The 18,165-nt window shown below is 67.0% G+C and carries 12 protein-coding genes; 11 read left to right on the top strand and 1 reads right to left on the bottom strand.

The features are described 5' to 3' along the window. Positions 1 to 117: 117 nt before the first annotated feature. On the bottom strand, positions 118 to 552 hold the full coding sequence (gene arfB / locus FJU11_RS09695) for an alternative ribosome rescue aminoacyl-tRNA hydrolase ArfB (RefSeq protein WP_141166853.1): 435 nt from the start codon (positions 550 to 552) through the stop codon (positions 118 to 120). A 317-nt stretch (positions 553 to 869) separates the two neighbouring features. Here arfB and FJU11_RS09690 point away from each other — a divergent pair, with 317 nt between their 5' ends. The 11 genes from FJU11_RS09690 (at position 870) to addA (ending at position 18,117) form a co-directional block, all read left to right on the top strand. After that, positions 870 to 1,586: a response regulator transcription factor gene (locus FJU11_RS09690; protein ID WP_141166852.1), complete on the top strand. Its 717-nt coding sequence runs from the start codon at positions 870 to 872 to the stop codon at positions 1,584 to 1,586. A gap of 178 nt (positions 1,587 to 1,764) precedes the next feature. Next, complete coding sequence (locus FJU11_RS09685; protein WP_141166837.1) at positions 1,765 to 3,561, top strand: sensor histidine kinase; 1,797 nt, start codon at positions 1,765 to 1,767, stop codon at positions 3,559 to 3,561. Beyond that, a complete protein-coding gene (locus FJU11_RS09680; protein WP_141166836.1) occupies positions 3,558 to 4,016 on the top strand; it encodes an HPr kinase/phosphorylase in 459 nt (152 codons plus the stop codon). Before FJU11_RS09685 ends, FJU11_RS09680 begins: the two co-directional genes overlap by 4 nt. A 140-nt stretch (positions 4,017 to 4,156) precedes the next feature. Beyond that, positions 4,157 to 4,558 carry a PTS sugar transporter subunit IIA gene (locus FJU11_RS09675; protein WP_141166835.1) on the top strand — a complete coding sequence of 134 codons (402 nt, stop codon included), beginning with the start codon at positions 4,157 to 4,159 and terminating at the stop codon, positions 4,556 to 4,558. Next, the gene (locus FJU11_RS09670) at positions 4,527 to 4,850 is read left to right on the top strand and encodes an HPr family phosphocarrier protein (protein WP_141166834.1); all 324 of its coding nucleotides are present in this window, start codon (positions 4,527 to 4,529) and stop codon (positions 4,848 to 4,850) included. The genes FJU11_RS09675 and FJU11_RS09670 overlap by 32 nt, the downstream gene beginning before the upstream one ends. Positions 4,851 to 5,007: 157 nt before the next feature. Then, on the top strand, positions 5,008 to 6,405 hold the full coding sequence (gene ahcY / locus FJU11_RS09665; protein WP_141166833.1) for an adenosylhomocysteinase: 1,398 nt from the start codon (positions 5,008 to 5,010) through the stop codon (positions 6,403 to 6,405). Between the two features lie 356 nt (positions 6,406 to 6,761). Further along, positions 6,762 to 9,194, top strand: a complete 2,433-nt coding sequence (locus tag FJU11_RS09660) for a sensor histidine kinase (protein WP_407946701.1) — start codon at positions 6,762 to 6,764, stop codon at positions 9,192 to 9,194. Positions 9,195 to 9,205: 11 nt separating this feature from the next. Next, the gene (gene tsaE, locus FJU11_RS09655) at positions 9,206 to 10,645 is read left to right on the top strand and encodes a tRNA (adenosine(37)-N6)-threonylcarbamoyltransferase complex ATPase subunit type 1 TsaE (RefSeq protein ID WP_141166831.1); all 1,440 of its coding nucleotides are present in this window, start codon (positions 9,206 to 9,208) and stop codon (positions 10,643 to 10,645) included. A 53-nt stretch (positions 10,646 to 10,698) separates the two neighbouring features. After that, positions 10,699 to 11,424, top strand: a complete 726-nt coding sequence (locus tag FJU11_RS09650; protein WP_141166851.1) for a nucleotidyltransferase family protein — start codon at positions 10,699 to 10,701, stop codon at positions 11,422 to 11,424. Further along, positions 11,421 to 14,597 (top strand): double-strand break repair protein AddB, encoded by a 3,177-nt coding sequence (gene addB, locus FJU11_RS09645; RefSeq protein WP_141166830.1) that lies wholly within the window; start codon positions 11,421 to 11,423, stop codon positions 14,595 to 14,597. Before FJU11_RS09650 ends, addB begins: the two co-directional genes overlap by 4 nt. Beyond that, positions 14,587 to 18,117 (top strand): double-strand break repair helicase AddA, encoded by a 3,531-nt coding sequence (addA, locus tag FJU11_RS09640; RefSeq protein WP_141166829.1) that lies wholly within the window; start codon positions 14,587 to 14,589, stop codon positions 18,115 to 18,117. Before addB ends, addA begins: the two co-directional genes overlap by 11 nt. Positions 18,118 to 18,165 lie beyond the last annotated feature (48 nt).

Raw genomic sequence — 18,165 nt, 5'->3', positions numbered from 1 at the left:
TCGAAACGGGCCATTCAAAGCTCCTCCTCGAGGATCTTTGAATCACGATCCAGCCTCAAACGGAATCCCGTTTATGAGTACAGATCCTAACGCCGCTGAAGAGCGTGCCGCTGGCGCCTACTCCCGGTCGACCCGGCCGCGCTTCTTCTTGACGTCGCCGCGCGCCTTCTTCGTCTTCAGGCGCCGTTCCACCGCGCCGCGCGAGGGGCGCGTCGCTCTTCTCGGCTTCGGCGGCGGTGCGGCCGCCTCGGCGATCAGGGCGGCCAGCCGGTCGCGCGCATCCTGCCGGTTGCGCTCCTGCGTGCGGAACCGGTTCGCTTCGATGACGACGGCGCCATCCTTCGTCGCCCGGCGGCCGGCAAGCCGCAGCGTGTTCGCCTTCACCCTGGAAGGCAGCGAAGGGGAACGCGCGACGTCCATGCGCAGCTGCACGGCGGAGGCCACCTTGTTGACGTTCTGGCCGCCGGGGCCCGAAGCCTGCACGAACTGCTCGATCAGTTCCCACCCGGCGACGACGATGCCGCCTGCGACGCGTAGCGGTTCGCCTGCCATCAGCGCGTGCGGCCTCGGCGCATCACAAAGCGCCACGCCGCGATATCCTGCGTGATCTCGTCTAATGCGTGCATGGGATGAACCTTTCCCGGCAAAGGTCGTTTAGGACGCAACGATATGACTGGGAGCCTTCGTCGGTTCCATTCGTCCGCGAAGCGCGATATCGGCGGTTTCGAATGACAAGCTCGTGAGAGCGTGTCAAACTTTGTTCTCATTCTGCTCTCTTTGTGCGCGGGCAACCCGACCGGTTCGCCCATCGGCCGAATCGGCCAGCCGCGTTGATCAAGGGGACGCATGCCATGACGGAGAATGCCGCGATGCAGACGGTCGCGCTGGTCGACGACGATCGCAACATCCTGACATCGGTTTCGATCGCACTCGAATCGGAAGGGTATCGTGTCGAAACCTATACCGATGGCGCCTCGGCGCTCGACGGGCTGACCGCCCGTCCGCCGCAACTTGCCATCCTCGACATCAAGATGCCGCGCATGGACGGCATGGAGCTTCTGCGCCGGCTGCGCCAGAAGTCCGACATTCCGGCGATCTTCCTCACGTCCAAGGACGAGGAGATCGACGAGCTGTTCGGCCTGAAGATGGGCGCGGACGACTTCATCACCAAGCCGTTTTCGCAACGCCTCCTGGTTGAGCGGGTCAAGGCGGTGCTGCGCCGGGGCGCGACCCGCGAAGTCGCGGCCGGAGCCTCCGGCGCGCCGAGCACGCCGTCGCGTACGCTCGAACGCGGCGCGCTCGTCATGGACCAGGAGCGCCACACCTGCACCTGGGCCGGCAAGCCCGTCACGCTCACGGTAACGGAATTCCTGATCCTGCAGTCGCTCGCCCAGCGCCCGGGCGTCGTCAAGAGCCGCGACGCCTTGATGGACGCGGCCTACGACGAGCAGGTCTATGTCGACGATCGCACGATCGACAGCCACATCAAGCGACTGCGCAAGAAGTTCAAGATGGTCGACCAGGACTTCGACATGATCGAAACGCTCTACGGTGTCGGCTACCGGTTCCGCGAGGTGCCCGCTTGAGGCGGCGCGCGTAACGGGCGACCGGGCCGGCCGGCCTCCGTCGCGTTCATCCGCTTGCCAGTGGCGGGATCTTCTCGACGACCCCGCTCCCGGTCCCGCCGCAATTCGGTGATTCGACCCGACGTCCGGACGGTGAACCGATTCCGTTTCGTCCGGAACTGTTCTAGACTGCACCCCTATGGCAGCACACAGCGAAGAGGGTCCGGCGTATTCTGATGGCGCCTACGAGGCGGAGGGAACACCGTCGCCTCGCGCACGCGGATGGCGCCACCCGATCAGGCTCGTACGCCGCGTCTTCGGACACGTCGTCTTCTCCAGCCTCACGCGGCGGATCCTTTTCCTCAACCTTGCCGCCCTCGTCGTCCTCGTCGCCGGCATCCTCTATCTGAACCAGTTCCGTGAAGGCCTGATCGACGCGCGGGTGGAAAGCTTGCTTACCCAAGGCGAGATCATCGCGGGCGCGATCGGTGCGTCGGCGTCCGTCGACACCAATTCCATCACCATCGATCCCAACAAGCTCTTGGCACAGCAGGCCGGCAAGGGTCCGATGGCGGCCCCCAGCGACGAAAGCCTCGATTTCGCGATCGATCCGGAAAAGATCGCGCCGGTGCTCAGGCGTCTGATTTCCCCCACCCGCACCAGGGCGCGTATCTACGACAACGATGCGAGCCTGATTCTCGATTCCCGTCACCTCTATTCGCGCGGGCAGGTCCTGCGCTACGATCTGCCGCCACCGAAGACCGACGATCCGGGGCTGCTCCAGCGCTTCGGCACATGGATGGATCGCCTCTTCCAGCGCCGCGACCTGCCGCTCTACAAGGAACAGCCGGGTGGCGACGGCTCGATCTATCCCGAGGTCATGCGTGCGCTGACCGGCGCGCGCGGCGCCGTCGTGCGCGTCAATTCTGACAGTGAACTCATCGTCTCGGTCGCCGTGCCGATCCAGCGTTATCGCGCCGTGCTCGGCGTGCTCCTGCTTTCGACGCAGGCCGGCGACATCGACAAGATCGTCCATGCCGAGCGGCTCGCGATCTTTCGTGTCTTCGGGGTGGCGGCCCTCGTCATGGTCGTCCTGTCGATCCTGCTGGCGAGCACGATCACCAGTCCGTTGCGCCGGCTTTCGGCCGCCGCGGTGCGCGTTCGCCGCGGTGTGCGCGTGCGCGAGGAAATCCCGGACTTTTCCGAACGCCAGGACGAGATCGGCAACCTGTCGGTGGCCCTGCGCAGCATGACCAACGCGCTCTACGACCGCATCGATGCGATCGAAAGCTTTGCCGCGGACGTCAGCCACGAGCTGAAGAATCCGCTCACTTCGCTGCGGAGCGCGGTCGAAACGCTGCCGCTTGCACGCAATGACGATGCGCGAAAACGCCTGACGGACGTCATCCTGCACGATGTGCGCCGTCTCGACCGCCTGATCAGCGACATTTCGGACGCTTCGAGGCTCGATGCCGAACTCGCGCGCCAGGACGCCGAACCGCTCGATCTCGAAAACCTCGTGACCGGCCTCGTCGAAATGGCGCGTCAGGCGTCGAGCCGCGTTCGGCCGGTCGAAATCCGTTTCGAGATCGAGCGACGGCACGCCTCCCGCAACGACTTCAAGGTCGCCGGCCACGATCTGCGTCTCGGTCAGGTCATCACCAACCTCATCGAGAACGCACGCTCCTTCGTGGCGCAAAAGGACGGCTGCATCACCGTGCGGCTGCTGCGCACGCGCAGCCTCTGCCTGGTGATCGTCGAGGACGACGGTCCGGGCATCCGTGCGGAGAATGTCGATCGCATCTTCGAGCGCTTCTACACCGATCGCCCGGATGGAGAGGATTTCGGACAGAACTCCGGTCTCGGTCTGTCGATCAGTCGCCAGATCGCCGAGGCGCATGGCGGTCGGCTGACGGCGGAGAACATGACGAGCCCCGCCACCGGAAAGATCGCCGGCGCGCGTTTCGTGCTCGCCCTGCCGGCGCTCCAGCAATGAGCGGCGTGGGCGAACCGGCGAACGTCCATGCGAGCGCGATCGTCGTCGGCACCACCGGCCTCGTCTTCCTCGGGCCTTCGGGCAGCGGCAAGTCCGCGCGTGCCCTCGCATGCCTCGCCGAGGCGCATGCCCTCGGCCTCTTTTCCGCCCTCGTCGCCGACGACCAGATCCTGGTGCGCACGGCGGGGGGCGTCGTGCTCGCGGAAGCGCCGGCCGCGATCGCCGGCCGGATCGAACGGCGCGGCACGGGCCTCCTCGCGATGCCGTATCTGAAGACGGCCGTCGTGCATCTGGTCGTCCTGTGCGCGCTGCCCGGCACCGCCGAGCGGCTTCCCGAGCCGCCGGAGCCGGTAATGCTCGCAGGCGTCGGACCGCTACCGGCGCTCCATGCGGGCGGCGAGACCGCAACCCTCGCGATGGTGGCCGCATGCCGGCCCGATCTCCTTCGTCTGTGAAGGCGGGGAAGCGTGTCCGGCGGAAAAAGGGCTTGCACTCGCGTCCTGTGTGAAGAAGATGCGCGGATTGCCGCCATTACGGCTTCCGCATGGACGGAGCCGTCGAGGCCAATCGGACCGGCGACGGGAGCAGGCTTCACATGATCGGACTGGTGCTTGTCACCCATGGCAAGCTGGCGGAGGAATTCCGTCACGCGCTGGAGCATGTGGTTGGTCCGCAGAGCGCGTTCGAGACGGTGTGCATCGGGCCCGACGACGACATGGACCAGCGCCGTCAGGACATCGTCGACGCGGTCGGGCGGGTCGAATGCGGCAGCGGCGTCATCATCCTCACCGACATGTTCGGCGGAACGCCCTCCAACCTTTCCATCTCGGTGATGGACGACGGCCGCATCGAGGTGGTCGCGGGCGTCAACCTGCCGATGCTGATCAAGCTCGCCGGCGTGCGCGGCGAGAGAAGCGTCGAGGATGCGCTCGCCGACGCCCAGGAGGCGGGACGCAAATATATCAATGTCGCCAGCCGCGTGCTCTCGGGGAAATAGCGTGGAAGCAGGCCCCGACGAAACCGTTTCGCGCACCGTGTGCATCGTCAACAAGCGCGGCCTGCATGCCCGCGCTTCGGCGAAGTTCGTCCAGATGGCGGAGTCCTTCGCGGCGGCGGTGACGGTCGCCAAGGACGGGACGGAAGTCGGCGGCACGTCGATCATGGGACTGATGATGCTCGCCGCCAGTCCGGGCTGCCGCATCGCCATTTCGGCAAGCGGTTCGGATGCCGAGCAGGCGGTCGCGTCGCTGGCCGACCTCGTCGAGAGCCGCTTCGGCGAAGACGCCTGATCGGAACGCACGAAGCGGCCGAAGATAAAGACATAAAGACTTCTTTATATCCTCCTTGCCTGCTCCCGCCAATCCTGCTAAAGCCCTCCGAGAACCTTGCGCTGCCGGTTCGAGCTGCTGCCGGCGCGCGTATCGCGAACCGATCCGGAGTACTGGAATGGCTGAGAACGACTACACGGTCGCCGACATTGGTCTGGCCGATTACGGCCGCAAGGAGATCACCATCGCCGAAACCGAGATGCCGGGCTTGATGGCCTGTCGCGAGGAATTCGGCGCGAGCAAGCCGCTCACGGGCGCGCGCATCTCCGGCTCGCTCCACATGACCATCCAGACGGCCGTGCTCATCGAGACGCTGGAAGCGCTCGGTGCCGAGGTCCGCTGGGCGTCCTGCAACATCTTCTCGACGCAGGACCACGCGGCCGCGGCGATCGCGAAGGGCGGAACGCCGGTCTTCGCCGTCAAGGGCGAGACGCTGGTGGACTACTGGTCCTACACGGATTCCATCTTCCAGTGGAGCGACGGCAACCCGTCGAACCTCATCCTGGACGACGGTGGCGACGCGACCATGTACATCCTGACGGGTGCACGCGCCGAAGCCGGCGAGGACGTCCTTTCTAATCCGGGTGCGGAGGAGGAGGAAGTCCTCTTCGCCCAGATCAGGAAGCGCATGGAGGCTTCGCCCGGCTGGTTCACCAGGCAGCGCGATGCGCTGAAGGGCGTCAGCGAGGAGACGACGACGGGTGTCAACCGTCTCTACCAGCTCCAGAAGGCCGGCCGCCTGCCGTTCCCGGCGATCAACGTCAACGATTCCGTCACCAAGTCGAAGTTCGACAACAAGTACGGCTGCAAGGAATCTCTCGTCGACGGTATCCGCCGTGCGACCGATGTGATGATGGCCGGCAAGGTTGCCGTCGTGTGCGGCTATGGCGACGTCGGCAAGGGCTCGGCCGCTTCGCTCGCCGGGGCCGGCGCCCGGGTCAAGGTTACCGAGGTCGATCCGATCTGCGCGCTTCAGGCGGCGATGGACGGCTTCGAGGTCGTCACCCTCGAGGACGTGATCGCGACGGCCGACATCTTCATCACCACGACCGGCAACAAGGACGTCATCCGTCTCGACCACATGCGCGAGATGAAGGACATGGCGATCGTCGGCAACATCGGCCACTTCGACAACGAGATCCAGGTCGCCTCGCTGAAGAACTTCAAGTGGGACAATATCAAGCCGCAGGTGGACATGATCGAGTTCCCCGAAGGCAAGCGCATGATCCTGCTTTCGGAAGGTCGCCTCCTGAACCTCGGCAACGCCACCGGCCACCCGTCCTTCGTCATGTCGGCGTCCTTCACCAATCAGACGCTGGCGCAGATCGAGCTCTTCACCAAGGGCGACAAGTACCACAACGAGGTCTACGTCCTGCCGAAGCACCTCGACGAGAAGGTCGCCCGCCTGCACCTCGGCAAGCTGAACGTGCATCTGAGCGAGCTTTCGAAGGAACAGGCCGACTATATTGGCGTGACGACCGAAGGTCCGTTCAAGCCGGAACACTACCGCTACTGATTATTTTCCATCCGAATACCACATCTTGTGGACCGCGTCCCGGTTTTGAGGCGCGGTCTTCTTTTTGCCACACGATCTTTGCGGCGAATCGTCGAGGCGGTATTGTGGTGGGGATGATTCGGCCGGACGGGGATAGCCGGCATCGTCATCTGTATGGAGGTCGTTACGTCCGTCCTTGAGCGACGGCGGACCATCTGGCGTTTGTCTTGTCATCACGCGGCGGAGAGGACCGAGACATGCCGAAAAGGAAGCTCCTTGGCGCGCGCGATCGCGTCGGGGCGCCAGCGCTTTTTCGCGGTGTGCGCGGCGGTACGAGCGGTCGTCTTCCGGTGAACGTTCCGTCGTGCTTGCGCACGATGCTCGTCGGACTGGGCCTTGTGCTGCCGGCCGAGGCGATCGCCGCGCCGGCAATGGCGCGGCCGCCTGCCCAGTGGATTTCTTCCGGCGACATGGTCAGCCTCGCGCTGGTACTCGGCGCGATCTCCGCAGCGATGATTTCCGCTCTCTGGCTGATGCGCGAGCGGGCCCGGCTCGAAACGCGCAACGGCGAACTCGAATACGCGCTCGGCGAGGCGGACGCCCGCAACGCGCGCTACCAGTCCCTGCTCGTCGACAAGGACCGTCGCATTGCCGTTTGGGAAGGCGTGGGCACCCCGGTCGAACTGATCGGCGCACTGCCGAACGAGATCGGCGCGCCGGTGGACGACGCCGGTTTCCTCGCCTTCGGCCGATGGCTGGAGCCGCGCTCGGCCGCGCGCATCGAACAGGCGATCGACCGGTTGCGTGCCGATGCGGAACGGTTCGACCTCGTCGTGGAGACGGCCCGCGGCCAGATCGTCGAGGCGCAGGGTCGCGTTTCTGGCGGTCGTGCCTTCGTGCGTTTCGTGGCACTTGCCAATCTGCGCGCCGAGATCGCCGAACTGCGCATCGAAAACGACCGTCTTGCAGGCGCGCTCGAGCGCACCGAAGGGCTTCTCGACGCGCTCGACACGCCCGTCTGGATGCGTGACGAGACCCATCGGCTGGTCTGGGTCAACCATGCCTATGCCGAAGCCGTGGAGGCACGCCGGCCTACCGACGTGCTGGCGCACGGCACCGAGCTTCTCGACACGCGGGCACGCCAGAGGATCGGCGCCGAGACGATGCCCGAGCGGCCGTTCGCCGAAACTCTGTCGACCGTCGTCCATGGCGATCGCGTCTTCTACGAGGTCGTCGAGGCAGCCAGCCCTTCCGGCACGGCCGGCATGGCGGCTAACGCGACCGCGCTCGAAAATGCGCGCGAGGAACTGGCGCGCACGCTGCGCAGCCATGCCGAGACGCTCGATCATCTCGCCACGCCGGTCGCGCTCTTCGACCAGGAACAGCGGTTGAGCTTCTACAACCAGGCATTCCAGCGCCTTTGGGGCCTCGAAACCGGCTTTCTCGATGCCCATCCGGGCAATGGCGAGTTCCTCGAACGGCTGCGTGCCGAGGGCAAGCTGCCGGAACCGCCCTCGTGGCGGGAATGGAAGGAACGGATCCTCGCCGTCTACCGCTCGCTCGAACCGCATTCGCATCTGTGGCACCTGCCGGACGGACAGACGCTTCACGTCTTCGCCAACGCGCATCCGCAGGGAGGAGCGACCTTCGTCTTCGACGACCTTACGGAAAAGGTCGATCTCGAGGCACGCTACAACACGCTGGTGCGCGTCCAGGGCGAAACGATCGATCACCTGGCCGAAGGCGTGGCCGTCTTCGGTACGGACGGACGCCTGAAGCTGTCGAACCCCGCCTTCCGCGCGCTATGGGGCATCGCCGACGATCAGGCCGAACCCGGCACGCATATCCGCGACGTCGCCGGCGCCTGCCGCGCCTCCGATCCCGAGGGGACGAGCTGGCGCAGCTTTTCGGGCATCATCACCAGTTTCGACGACGAACGCCGGACGAGCGAGGGTCGCACGGAACTGACGAGCGGCATCGTGCTCGACTACGCCCTCGTTCCCCTGCCGAACGCGCAGTGGATGGCGACCTTCGTCAACATGTCCGACAGCGTGCGCGTCGAACGCGCGCTCACCGACATGAACGAGGCGCTGCGCAAGGCGGATGCGCTGAAGAACGATTTCGTTCAGCACGTCTCCTACGAACTGCGTTCCCCGCTCACCAACATCATCGGTTTCACCGATCTCCTGCGCAGCGAGACGTCCGGTGCGCTCAACGACCGCCAGTCCGACTACGTCGATCACATCGCGACCTCGTCCTCGGTGCTCCTGACGATCGTCAACGACATCCTCGATCTCGCCACCGTCGATGCCGGCATCATGCAGCTCGACCTCGCCGAGGTGGATCTTTCGGCCATTCTCGACGAGGTCGCCGAGCAGATGGGCGACCGGTTGAAGGAGGCCCATGCCGAGCTCGCCGTCGCCAAGGGGCGCGGCCTCGGCCGGATCGTCGCCGATCCGCAGCGGCTGAAGCAGATCCTCTTCAAGCTCCTTTCGAACGCGGCGAGCTACGCGCCGGAAGGTTCGCTGATCCGCCTCGATTGCGCGCGCGAGGGGCAGGCGGCGATCTTCACGGTTTCCGATTCCGGGCCAGGCATTCCCGCGGACGTGCTGAAGACGGTTTTCAAGCGCTTCGAAACGGTCGATCATGACGGGCGCCCGCGTGGCGCCGGGCTCGGCCTTTCCATCGTCGACAGCTTCGTCAGCCTTCACGGCGGCGACGTCGCGATCGAGAGCGGACCGGGCGAGGGCACGACCGTCGTCTGCCGCATACCCTCCGCGGAGACGGCGCGCGCCCAGGCTTCGGGCTGAGGAACGATACCGTGGCGACGTTCGACCGGGTGCTCGCCGACGAAACCGCGACCCTTCGTGCCGGCGAGGATCTCGCGATGGCACTTGCGCCCGGCGATTGCCTCGCGCTTTCGGGCGATCTCGGCGCCGGCAAGTCGACGCTCGCCCGTGCGCTGATCCGTGCGCTAGCCGACGACGAGGCGCTGGAAGTACCGAGCCCGACATTCACGCTCGTCCAGCCCTATGCGCTGCGCGTGCCCGTCGCCCATTTCGATCTCTACCGCATCGGTGATCCGGAAGAGCTGGAAGAGCTCGGCCTCGACGAAGCGCTCGAAGATGGCGCGGCGATCGTTGAATGGCCCGAAAACGCCGGTGATCTGCTGCCGGCCGATCGCGTGCGCATCCGCCTTTCCATGGAAGGGCGAGGTCGGCGCATGACGATCGAAGCGCAGGGCGAGACGGCTTTGCGAATTGAGCGCAGCTTCGAAACGCGCGCCTTTCTCGAACGCTTCGCGCGCGGCGAGGCGAAGCGCCGCCGGCTTGCGGATCGAGGCGTGCCCTTCGCGCGCGAGCGGATCCACCCGGTCGCAGGCCCGAGCCTTATGCTGATGGACGCCGCCGGCCGCACGCCGGACGCGCCCGACGCGACGACACCCGTCCGCGCCTTCCTCGCCGTCGACGGCTTCCTGCGGAGCCGGGGGCTCGGTGCGCCGGACATCGTCGCGAGCGACATCGACGACCGTTTCTTTCTCGCCGAAGATTTCGGCGAACAAGGCATCGTCGATGCCGATGGCGCGGCGATACCGGAACGCTACGAAGCCGCGATCGAAGCGCTTTCCGTGCTTCACGACGGGCCGAAGCCGGGCGCCCTGCCGCTTCCCGATGGCGAGCGATATACCCTCGCGCCGTTCGACAAGGAGGCAATGGTGGTCGAGGCCGAGCCGATCCTCGATCGCTACGCGGCACAAGAGAGGGATATGCCCATCGCAGAAACGGACCGAGCAACGTTCCGACGCCTGTGGACGGAGCTTCTTTCGCGCGCCGAGGAAGCACAGCAGCATGTCATGCTGCAAGGCTTCGGTTCGCGCTCCCTCTTCTGGCTGCCGCAGCATCGCGACGAGGCTCGCATCGGCCTTACCGGTTTCGCGAATGCCGTCATCGGCCCGAACGCCTACGACGTCGCCACGCTGGTCCACGATCCCCACGCCACGATCTCGCGTGATCTCGCGGCCGATCTCGTCGCCCGGTACATCTCGGCCCGCCAGGCACGCGACGAAGGCTTCGACGTCGACGCGTTTGGCCGCACGCTCGCCATTCTGCAGGTGCAGCAGGCGACGCGGATTCTCGCGGGAATGACGCTGGCAGGCGATCCAGCGTCCATGCCGCGCATCGAGGCCTATCTCGCGCAAGCGCTCGAACATCCGGCGCTCGCCCCCTTGCGCGCGTTCTACCGAAGGGTTGGAATCGTTTGACGCGAATCATGAAGGAGACGGCCGTGTCGGCATCGAACGAGGTCACGAACGCGATGGTGCTGGCCGCTGGCCTCGGCATGCGCATGCGGCCGATCACCCTGCGCGTGCCGAAGCCGCTCGTTCCGATCGCCGGCACCCCGCTCATCGACTACGCGCTCGATGCGCTGGCCGAAGCACGCGTCGAGCGCGCGGTGGTGAACGTGCACCATCTCCCCGGGCGGATGCGGGACCATCTGGCGAACCGGCGACGGCCCGAAACGGTGATTTCCGATGAAACGGACGTGTTGATGGATTCGGGCGGCGGCATCGTCAAGGCTCTACCGCAGCTCGGCCCGTCACCCTTCTTCGTGCTCAATGCCGATTCCTTCTGGCTGGAGGAAAGCAGCGCACCGACGAGCAATCTGCGTGCACTCTCCGACGCTTTTTCGTCGAAGAGCATGGACATGCTCCTCATGCTTGCGAGACCCGATCAGGCGACCGGTTACGAAGGCCGCGGCGACTTCGTCTTCGAAGCAGACGGCCGGCTTGCACGCTACGACGGAGCGAACGGCGAACCACTCGTCTATGCCGGTGCGCTGGTGTGCCATCCACGCATCTTCGCCGATGCGCCGGAAGGGGCGTTTTCGCTCAATCGATGCTTCGATGCGGCGATCGAGAGCGGCAGGCTTTACGGGATGGCGATGCGGGGGCACTGGCTCACCGTCGGCACGCCGGATGCGATCGGCAAGGCCGGCGCGTTCGTCTCGCGCCACCGCAGCACCGAGGTCGCCTCGGCATGAGCGGCGGACGGCTCGTCTCGATCCCGCCGGGCGTGCCGTTTTTGAAGACGCTCGTCGATGCGCTGTGCGAGGGGCGGCTGGTCGACGGTTTCACCGCCGATCGTGCCGATCCACTAGCGCTTGCCACCGTCACCATCTTCGTCCCCACGCGCCGTGCCGCGCGCACGCTGCGATCGCTCTTCGTCGACCGGCTCGGCGGTGGTTCGGCGATCCTGCCCGTCATCCGTCCGCTCGGCGAGATCGACGACGATGCCGGCTTCTTCGAAGCGCCGTCGCCGGAGACGCTCGATCTCGATCCGCCGGTCGACCCTGTCGAAAGGCTCCTGGAACTCGCGCGCCTCATCCTCGCCTGGAAAGCCGCACTGCCGCGTGCCGTCGAGGAAGTGCACGGCGAGACACCGTTGATTGCGCCGGCGAACCCGGCCGATGCATTGTGGCTCGCGCGCGGCCTTGCGGATCTGATGGACGAGATGGAAACGGCCGGCAAGGACTGGTCGGCCCTCGAGACGCTGGAAGCGGCCGACCATGCCGCGTGGTGGCAGCTCACGCTCGAATTCCTTCGCATCGCCACGCGCTACTGGCCCGAACGGCTGGGCGAGCTCGCGCGCGCGAATCCGGCCGCCCACCGCAATGCCGCGCTGCGCGCGCAGGCCCGCCGGTTCCGCGAAACGCCACCGGACGGGCCGGTGGTCGTCGCCGGTTCGACGGGTTCGCTGCCGGCCACGCGCGACCTTGTCGCCGCCGTCGCCGAAAGCCCGATGGGCGCAGTCGTGCTGCCCGGCCTCGATCTCGGCATGCGCCCCGAACACTGGTTGCAGGTCGGTGCGACGATCAGGGGCCGCACGGACGATCCGGCGACCCGCGCCCACCCGCAATACGGGCTTTACGCTCTGCTTTCGCATCTGCGCGTCGGTCGCGACGCGGTCGCCGATCTCGCCGAACCCGACGAGATGTACGCCGTGCGCAATCGGCTCGTCTCGCTCGCCATGCTGCCGTCGGAGGCGACCGATGCCTGGGCCGAACCCGAAACCCATGCGCTCGCGGATGCCGCACCGGCCGCCTTCGCAGACGTTTCGCTGATCGAAGCGGCGGGCGAGCGTTCCGAGGCGCAGGCGCTCGCCGTCGCCATGCGGCTTGCGCTGGAAGAGGGCGAGGACCATCAGGTCGCACTCGTCACACCGGACCGGGCGCTCGCCCGACGCGTATCGAACGAGCTTCGCCGCTTCGGCATCGAGGCGGACGATTCCGCGGGTCGACCGCTCGGCGCCACCGGACCGGGCACCATCTTCCGGCTCGCCGTCGAGGTGGCGCTCGCGCCGGGCGATCCGGTCGCGCTGCTTTCCCTCCTCAAGCATCCGCTCGCCCGCTTCGGCCTTTCCGCCGGCAAGGCACGCCATTCCGCCCGCATGATCGAGCTTCTCGCCCTTCGCGGCGGAACGGGCGAGGCCATCGTGGCCGAACTGACGGCCCTTCTCGAACGCCGCATGACGGAAAACGACGACGACGACCATGCGCCGCGCTGGTTTTCACGGATCGGACCGGAGGCGCGCGCGGACGCTCGCGATCTCGCCAAACGGGTCGAAGCAGCCGTCTTCCCGCTGAAGAGCCGGCTCGTGCGCCATCGCGCAGGCGACCCCGCCGAAGGCCTGACGAGCGCGTTTTCCGTCGCCGAATGGGCGCGTGCGACGACGGAGACCCTCGAAGCGATCTGCATCGACGCCGAGGGAAGGCTCGACGGGCTGTGGGCGGGCGAAGCCGGCGAGCGTCTCGCCGAACTGATGGCGAGCACCGTGGAAAGCCGGGCGGGCCTCGAGGTTACGGGCGCCGAATGGGCGGCGATGCTGCCGGCTCTTCTTGCCGGGGAAACGGTCAAGCCGCGTACCGGAGCCCATCCGCGCGTCTTTGTCTGGGGTGCGCTTGAGGCGAGGCTTCAGCCGGTCGACACGCTCCTGCTTGCCGGTCTCAACGAGCAGAGCTGGCCTGCGCAGACCGCCAACGACGCCTTCCTCTCGCGCGCCATGAAGACCGCGATCGGCCTGGAGCCGCCCGAACGGCGCATCGGCCAGGCTGCGCACGACATTCAGATGGGCTTCGGCGCCCGCCGTCTCGTCCTATCGCGCGCCGCACGCGCCGGCGGCGGGCCGACCGTCGCCTCGCGCTGGCTCCAGCGCCTGCTGACGGTCGTCGGCGAGGAAACCGCGACGGCGATGCGAACGCGAGGTACGGCCTTCTGCGACTGGGCGGCAACGCTCGATACGGCCGAAAGCGTGCCGCTCGCTTCGCGCCCGGCGCCGAAGCCGCCACGCGAGCGCCAGCCGAAGCGCTATTCATTCAGCGAGGTCGGGCTCCTGCGCCGTGACCCATACGCGATCTACGCCAGGCGCGTGCTGGCACTCGAACCGATCGCCGAACTCATGCAGGATCCTTCCTTCGCCGCGCGGGGTTCGATCTATCACGAGATCCTGGAGAATTTCGCGCGGTCCGGCGTCGCCGCCTCCGACCCCGAAGCGCTGGGGCTCTTCAAGACGCTGACGGCAAGGCAGTTCGACGCCTGGCAGTTGCCGGCACACATTGCGGCCGTCTGGCGTCCACGCTTCGAACGGGTCGCGAAGCTTTTCCTCGAATGGGAGAGCAGGCGCGAGAAAACGGTCGTCGGACGCCATGTCGAAGCGTATGCGCGCACGCACATTCCGGCCGCCGGCGTCGTTCTTTCCGGCATGGCCGATCGCATCGATCTGATGGCCGACGGTACGGCCGAGATCATCGACTACAAGACCGGTGCGGCGCCTTCGGCCAAGCAGGCGCGCACGCTTCTCGATCCGCAGCTCGCGCTGGAGGCGGGTGTCCTCCAGCATCACGGTTTCCTCGATGTCGCGCCGCTCGTGCCGTCGGCGCTGCGCTATGTGCGCCTGAAGCCGGGGGCGCGGCTCCGTGTGGATCGCGTGGACGACAAGAAGGACGGGAAGGCCGAGACACGCTCGGCGAGCGAACTCGGCGATGCGGCACTGGTTCAATTCTCCGCCTTCGTCCAGGCATTGGCATCGAACGAGCACGGCTTCGCCTCGCGCCTGATTCCCGCGAGCGCACGCGATTTCGGGGGCGAATACGACCATCTCGCCCGTGTTGCGGAATGGTCGACGGCCGAGGAAGGAGACGACGGCGATGACGGATGAGACGATCCCGCTCGTCGATCGCGTCGCGGCCGAACAGGCGCGTGCGTCCGATCCCTTCGTCTCCGCCTGGGTCTCGGCCAATGCGGGTTCCGGCAAGACGCATGTGCTTTCCCAGCGCGTAATCCGGCTCCTGCTCGAAGGGTGCCGGCCGTCGGCGATCCTATGTCTCACATACACCAAGGCTGCGGCGGCCGAGATGGCGAACCGCGTGTTCGCCCGGCTTTCGGAATGGACCCGGCTCGACGACGAGACCCTTGCCGAGCGTATTTCCGCCGTCGAGGGCCGCACGCCCGGGCCGGAACGGCTTCTCGTTGCCCGTCGTCTCTTCGCGCACGCGCTGGAAACGCCGGGCGGCCTCAAGATCCAGACGATCCACGCCTTTTGCGAATCGCTCCTGCACCAGTTCCCGCTCGAAGCGAACGTCGCCGGCCATTTCGAGGTCCTGGACGAACCGGCCGCCGCGGCGCTTCTCGCCGAAGCACGGCGCACGCTTCTGACCGCGGCCGCCGGCGACGAGGACGCGGCGCTGGCCGGCGCGCTCGACACGGTCCTCGAAGCCGGCGAGGAGACGGGGCTCGAAAATCTTCTGACGCTCGTCGTCGCGAACCGCGAGCCGATCCGTCGTTTCCTCGGCTTTGCCGAGCAGCATGGCGGAGCGTCGGCGGTCCTCGGGCACGCCTTCGACCTTGAGCCCGAGGACGATATCGCATCGATCGCCGCCGCAGCATGGCCGCTCGATGGGCTCGCCGGGCAGACGTTGGAAGCCTACCACGCCGCTGCCAACAGCCAGAAGGCCAAGAAGGCGCTGGAGTTTTCCGACGCCCTGCGCGCGGTCGAGCGTGCCGCGCCTTCCGAACGCTGGCGCATGCTCGAGGAGATCCTGCTCACCTCCGTCGGCGAGCCGCGCAAGCTTTCGCAAGTCACGCCGAAGGGCGTGCTGGAAGCCATGCCGGACGCGGAAGAAATGGTGGAACGCGCCCAGGCGCATTTCCTTTTCATCCGCGATCGCCTCGCTCGCCTCGGGACGCTTCGCGTCACCACGGCTGCGCTGACCCTCGCGCATCGCCTCGACCACGAATACGAACGGCTGAAGCGCGAACGGGGCCGGCTCGATTTCGACGACCTCGTCAACCGCACCGGCGCGCTGCTCGACCGTGCGGGCGCCGGCGCGTGGGTGCATTACAAGCTCGATCAGGGCATTGACCACATCCTCGTCGACGAAGCGCAGGATACGAGCCCGGCGCAGTGGCGCGTGATCCGTGCGCTTTCGGACGATTTCTTCTCCGGCGCCGGCGCGCGTGGCAGCCATCGCACGCTCTTCGCCGTCGGCGACGAGAAGCAGTCGATCTACTCCTTCCAGGGCGCCCGGCCCGAGCGTTTCGATGCGGAACGCCGCGACGTCGAGCGGCGCGTCGGCGAGGCCGGCATGCGCTTCGAGCCGGTGCGCCTGCACGTCTCGTTCCGCTCGACGGCCGATGTTCTCGCCACGGTCGATCACGTCTTCGCCCATCAAGACAGCCGTCGCGGGCTCGGCGAAACCGACGCGATCGTCCACGAGACCTCGCGCCAGCGCCATCCGGGCTCGGTCGATGTCTGGGAAATGATCCACAAGGAACCGGCGGAGGAAAAGGAAAGCTGGCTCGTTCCGTTCGACGCGGAACATGCAAGCGCGCCGCCGGCGAAGCTCGCCCGCCGGGTCGCTACGACGCTTGCCGACTGGATCGGCCGGCGCACCATCGTCGATGACGGGAAAACCCGCACGGTCCGACCGGGCGACGTGCTCGTGCTCGTGCGCAAGCGCGACGCGTTCGTCCAGGCACTTTCGCGCGAACTGAAGGAGCGCGTGAACGTGCCGGTCGCCGGCGCCGACCGCTTGAAACTCGCCGAGCACATCGCGGTCCAGGATCTGGCAGCCCTTGCGCGCGTCATGCTCCTGCCGCAGGACGACCTTTCGCTCGCCGCCGTCTTGAAGAGCCCGCTCTTTTCCCTCACCGAAGAAGACCTCTACACGCTTGCCGGCGAGCGCCGCGACGGCGAAAGCGTCTACACAGCCCTCGCGCGCCATGCGGCGGACGAAAGGCCGCCCTTCGCGCAGATCCACGCGCAGCTGGAAGCCTGGCGCGGGCTCGTCGACCGCCTGCCCGTCTTCGAGTTCTTCGCCCGCATCCTTGCCGAAGGCGGTCGTGCGCGCATGCTCGCCCGGCTCGGCAACGAGGCGAGCGACGTGCTCGACGCGTTCCTCTCCTTCGCGCTCGATCACGAGGGTGCGACGGTGCTGCCCGGCATGCAGGCCTTTCTCGCCGTGCTCGAGACGGATTCCCCCGAGATCAAGCGCGAGATGGACAAGGGCCGCGACGAGGTGCGCATCATGACGGTGCACGCGGCCAAGGGGCTCGAGGCGCCGGTCGTTTTCCTCGTCGATTCCGGTGGCGACGCCGTCCATACGAGCCATCTGCCGGCGTTGCGGGCGCTGCCGCTCGAAGACCGCTACGGCGCCGCGGCACCACCGGCCTTCGTCTGGGTGCCGGGCAAGGCATACGAGAACACGCTCACCACTGCGCTTAGGGATGCGATCCGCGCGGCCGGCGAGGAGGAATATCGCCGCCTCCTCTATGTCGCGCTGACGCGTGCGGCCGACCGCCTCGTCGTGTGCGGCTACCAGAACCCCGACGACCCGAAATACCGCTTCTGGCAGGGCATGGTCTGGGAAGCGCTTTCCGGGGAGGCGGTCTCGGCCGAGCCGACGACCTACACGGCCGGTGCGGAAAGCTGGTCGGGCCTGCGGTTCGCTCTTTCCGCCGCACGCGAGGCCGATGCTCCCGAAGCGCCGACGCCGGAACCAGCGCCGCCACCACCGGAGGCGCTCGCAAGGCCGGTTCCCGCGCCGAAGCGCTTGCCGCGCCCGCTCTCCCCATCCGGCGCGAGCGCGTTGATCGACGGCGACGAGCCCGAGCCGCCGCCTGCTTCGCCGCTGACGGCTGCTGCGCCCGTGCCGAGCGCGGGGCTCGAGCGCGGCCGGCTCGTCCACCGCCTGCTTCAGGTTCTGCCGAGCCTTCCAGCCGACGAACGCAGCGAGGCCGCCGAGCGCTACATGGCCCGCGCATGGCCGACACGCACCGCGGAGGAGCGCACGGCGGTGATCGCGCCCGTGCTCGCTATCCTGCGGGATGCGGCCTTCGCCCCCGTCTTCGCGCGCGGCAGCCGGGCCGAAATCTCCATCATGGGCACGCTCAGCCTCGCCGGCCGCGACCATGCGGTTTCGGGTCGGATCGACCGGCTTTCGGTCGATGGCGACCGGGTTCTGATCGTCGACTACAAGACCAACCGCCCGCCCCATACGCACATCGAAACGGTCCCCGAAGCCTACAAGGCGCAGCTCGCGATCTACCGCGAGATCCTGCGTCCGCTCTACCCGGAAAAGCGCATCGAGGCGGCGCTTCTCTTCACGGAGGCGCCGATGCTTCTGCCGCTCGAGGCCGGCGAGATGGACGCCGCCCTTGCCGCTCTCGCGGCGCCGTGACATATCCCGTATTGAAAAGCGCGCGGCGCGCTCACATCTTTTCTCGTA

Origin of the sequence: Pararhizobium mangrovi (genome assembly GCF_006516965.1) — a bacterium.
GTDB lineage: Bacteria > Pseudomonadota > Alphaproteobacteria > Rhizobiales > Rhizobiaceae > Pararhizobium_B > Pararhizobium_B mangrovi.
This window is presented reverse-complemented; position numbering and strand designations above follow the sequence as displayed.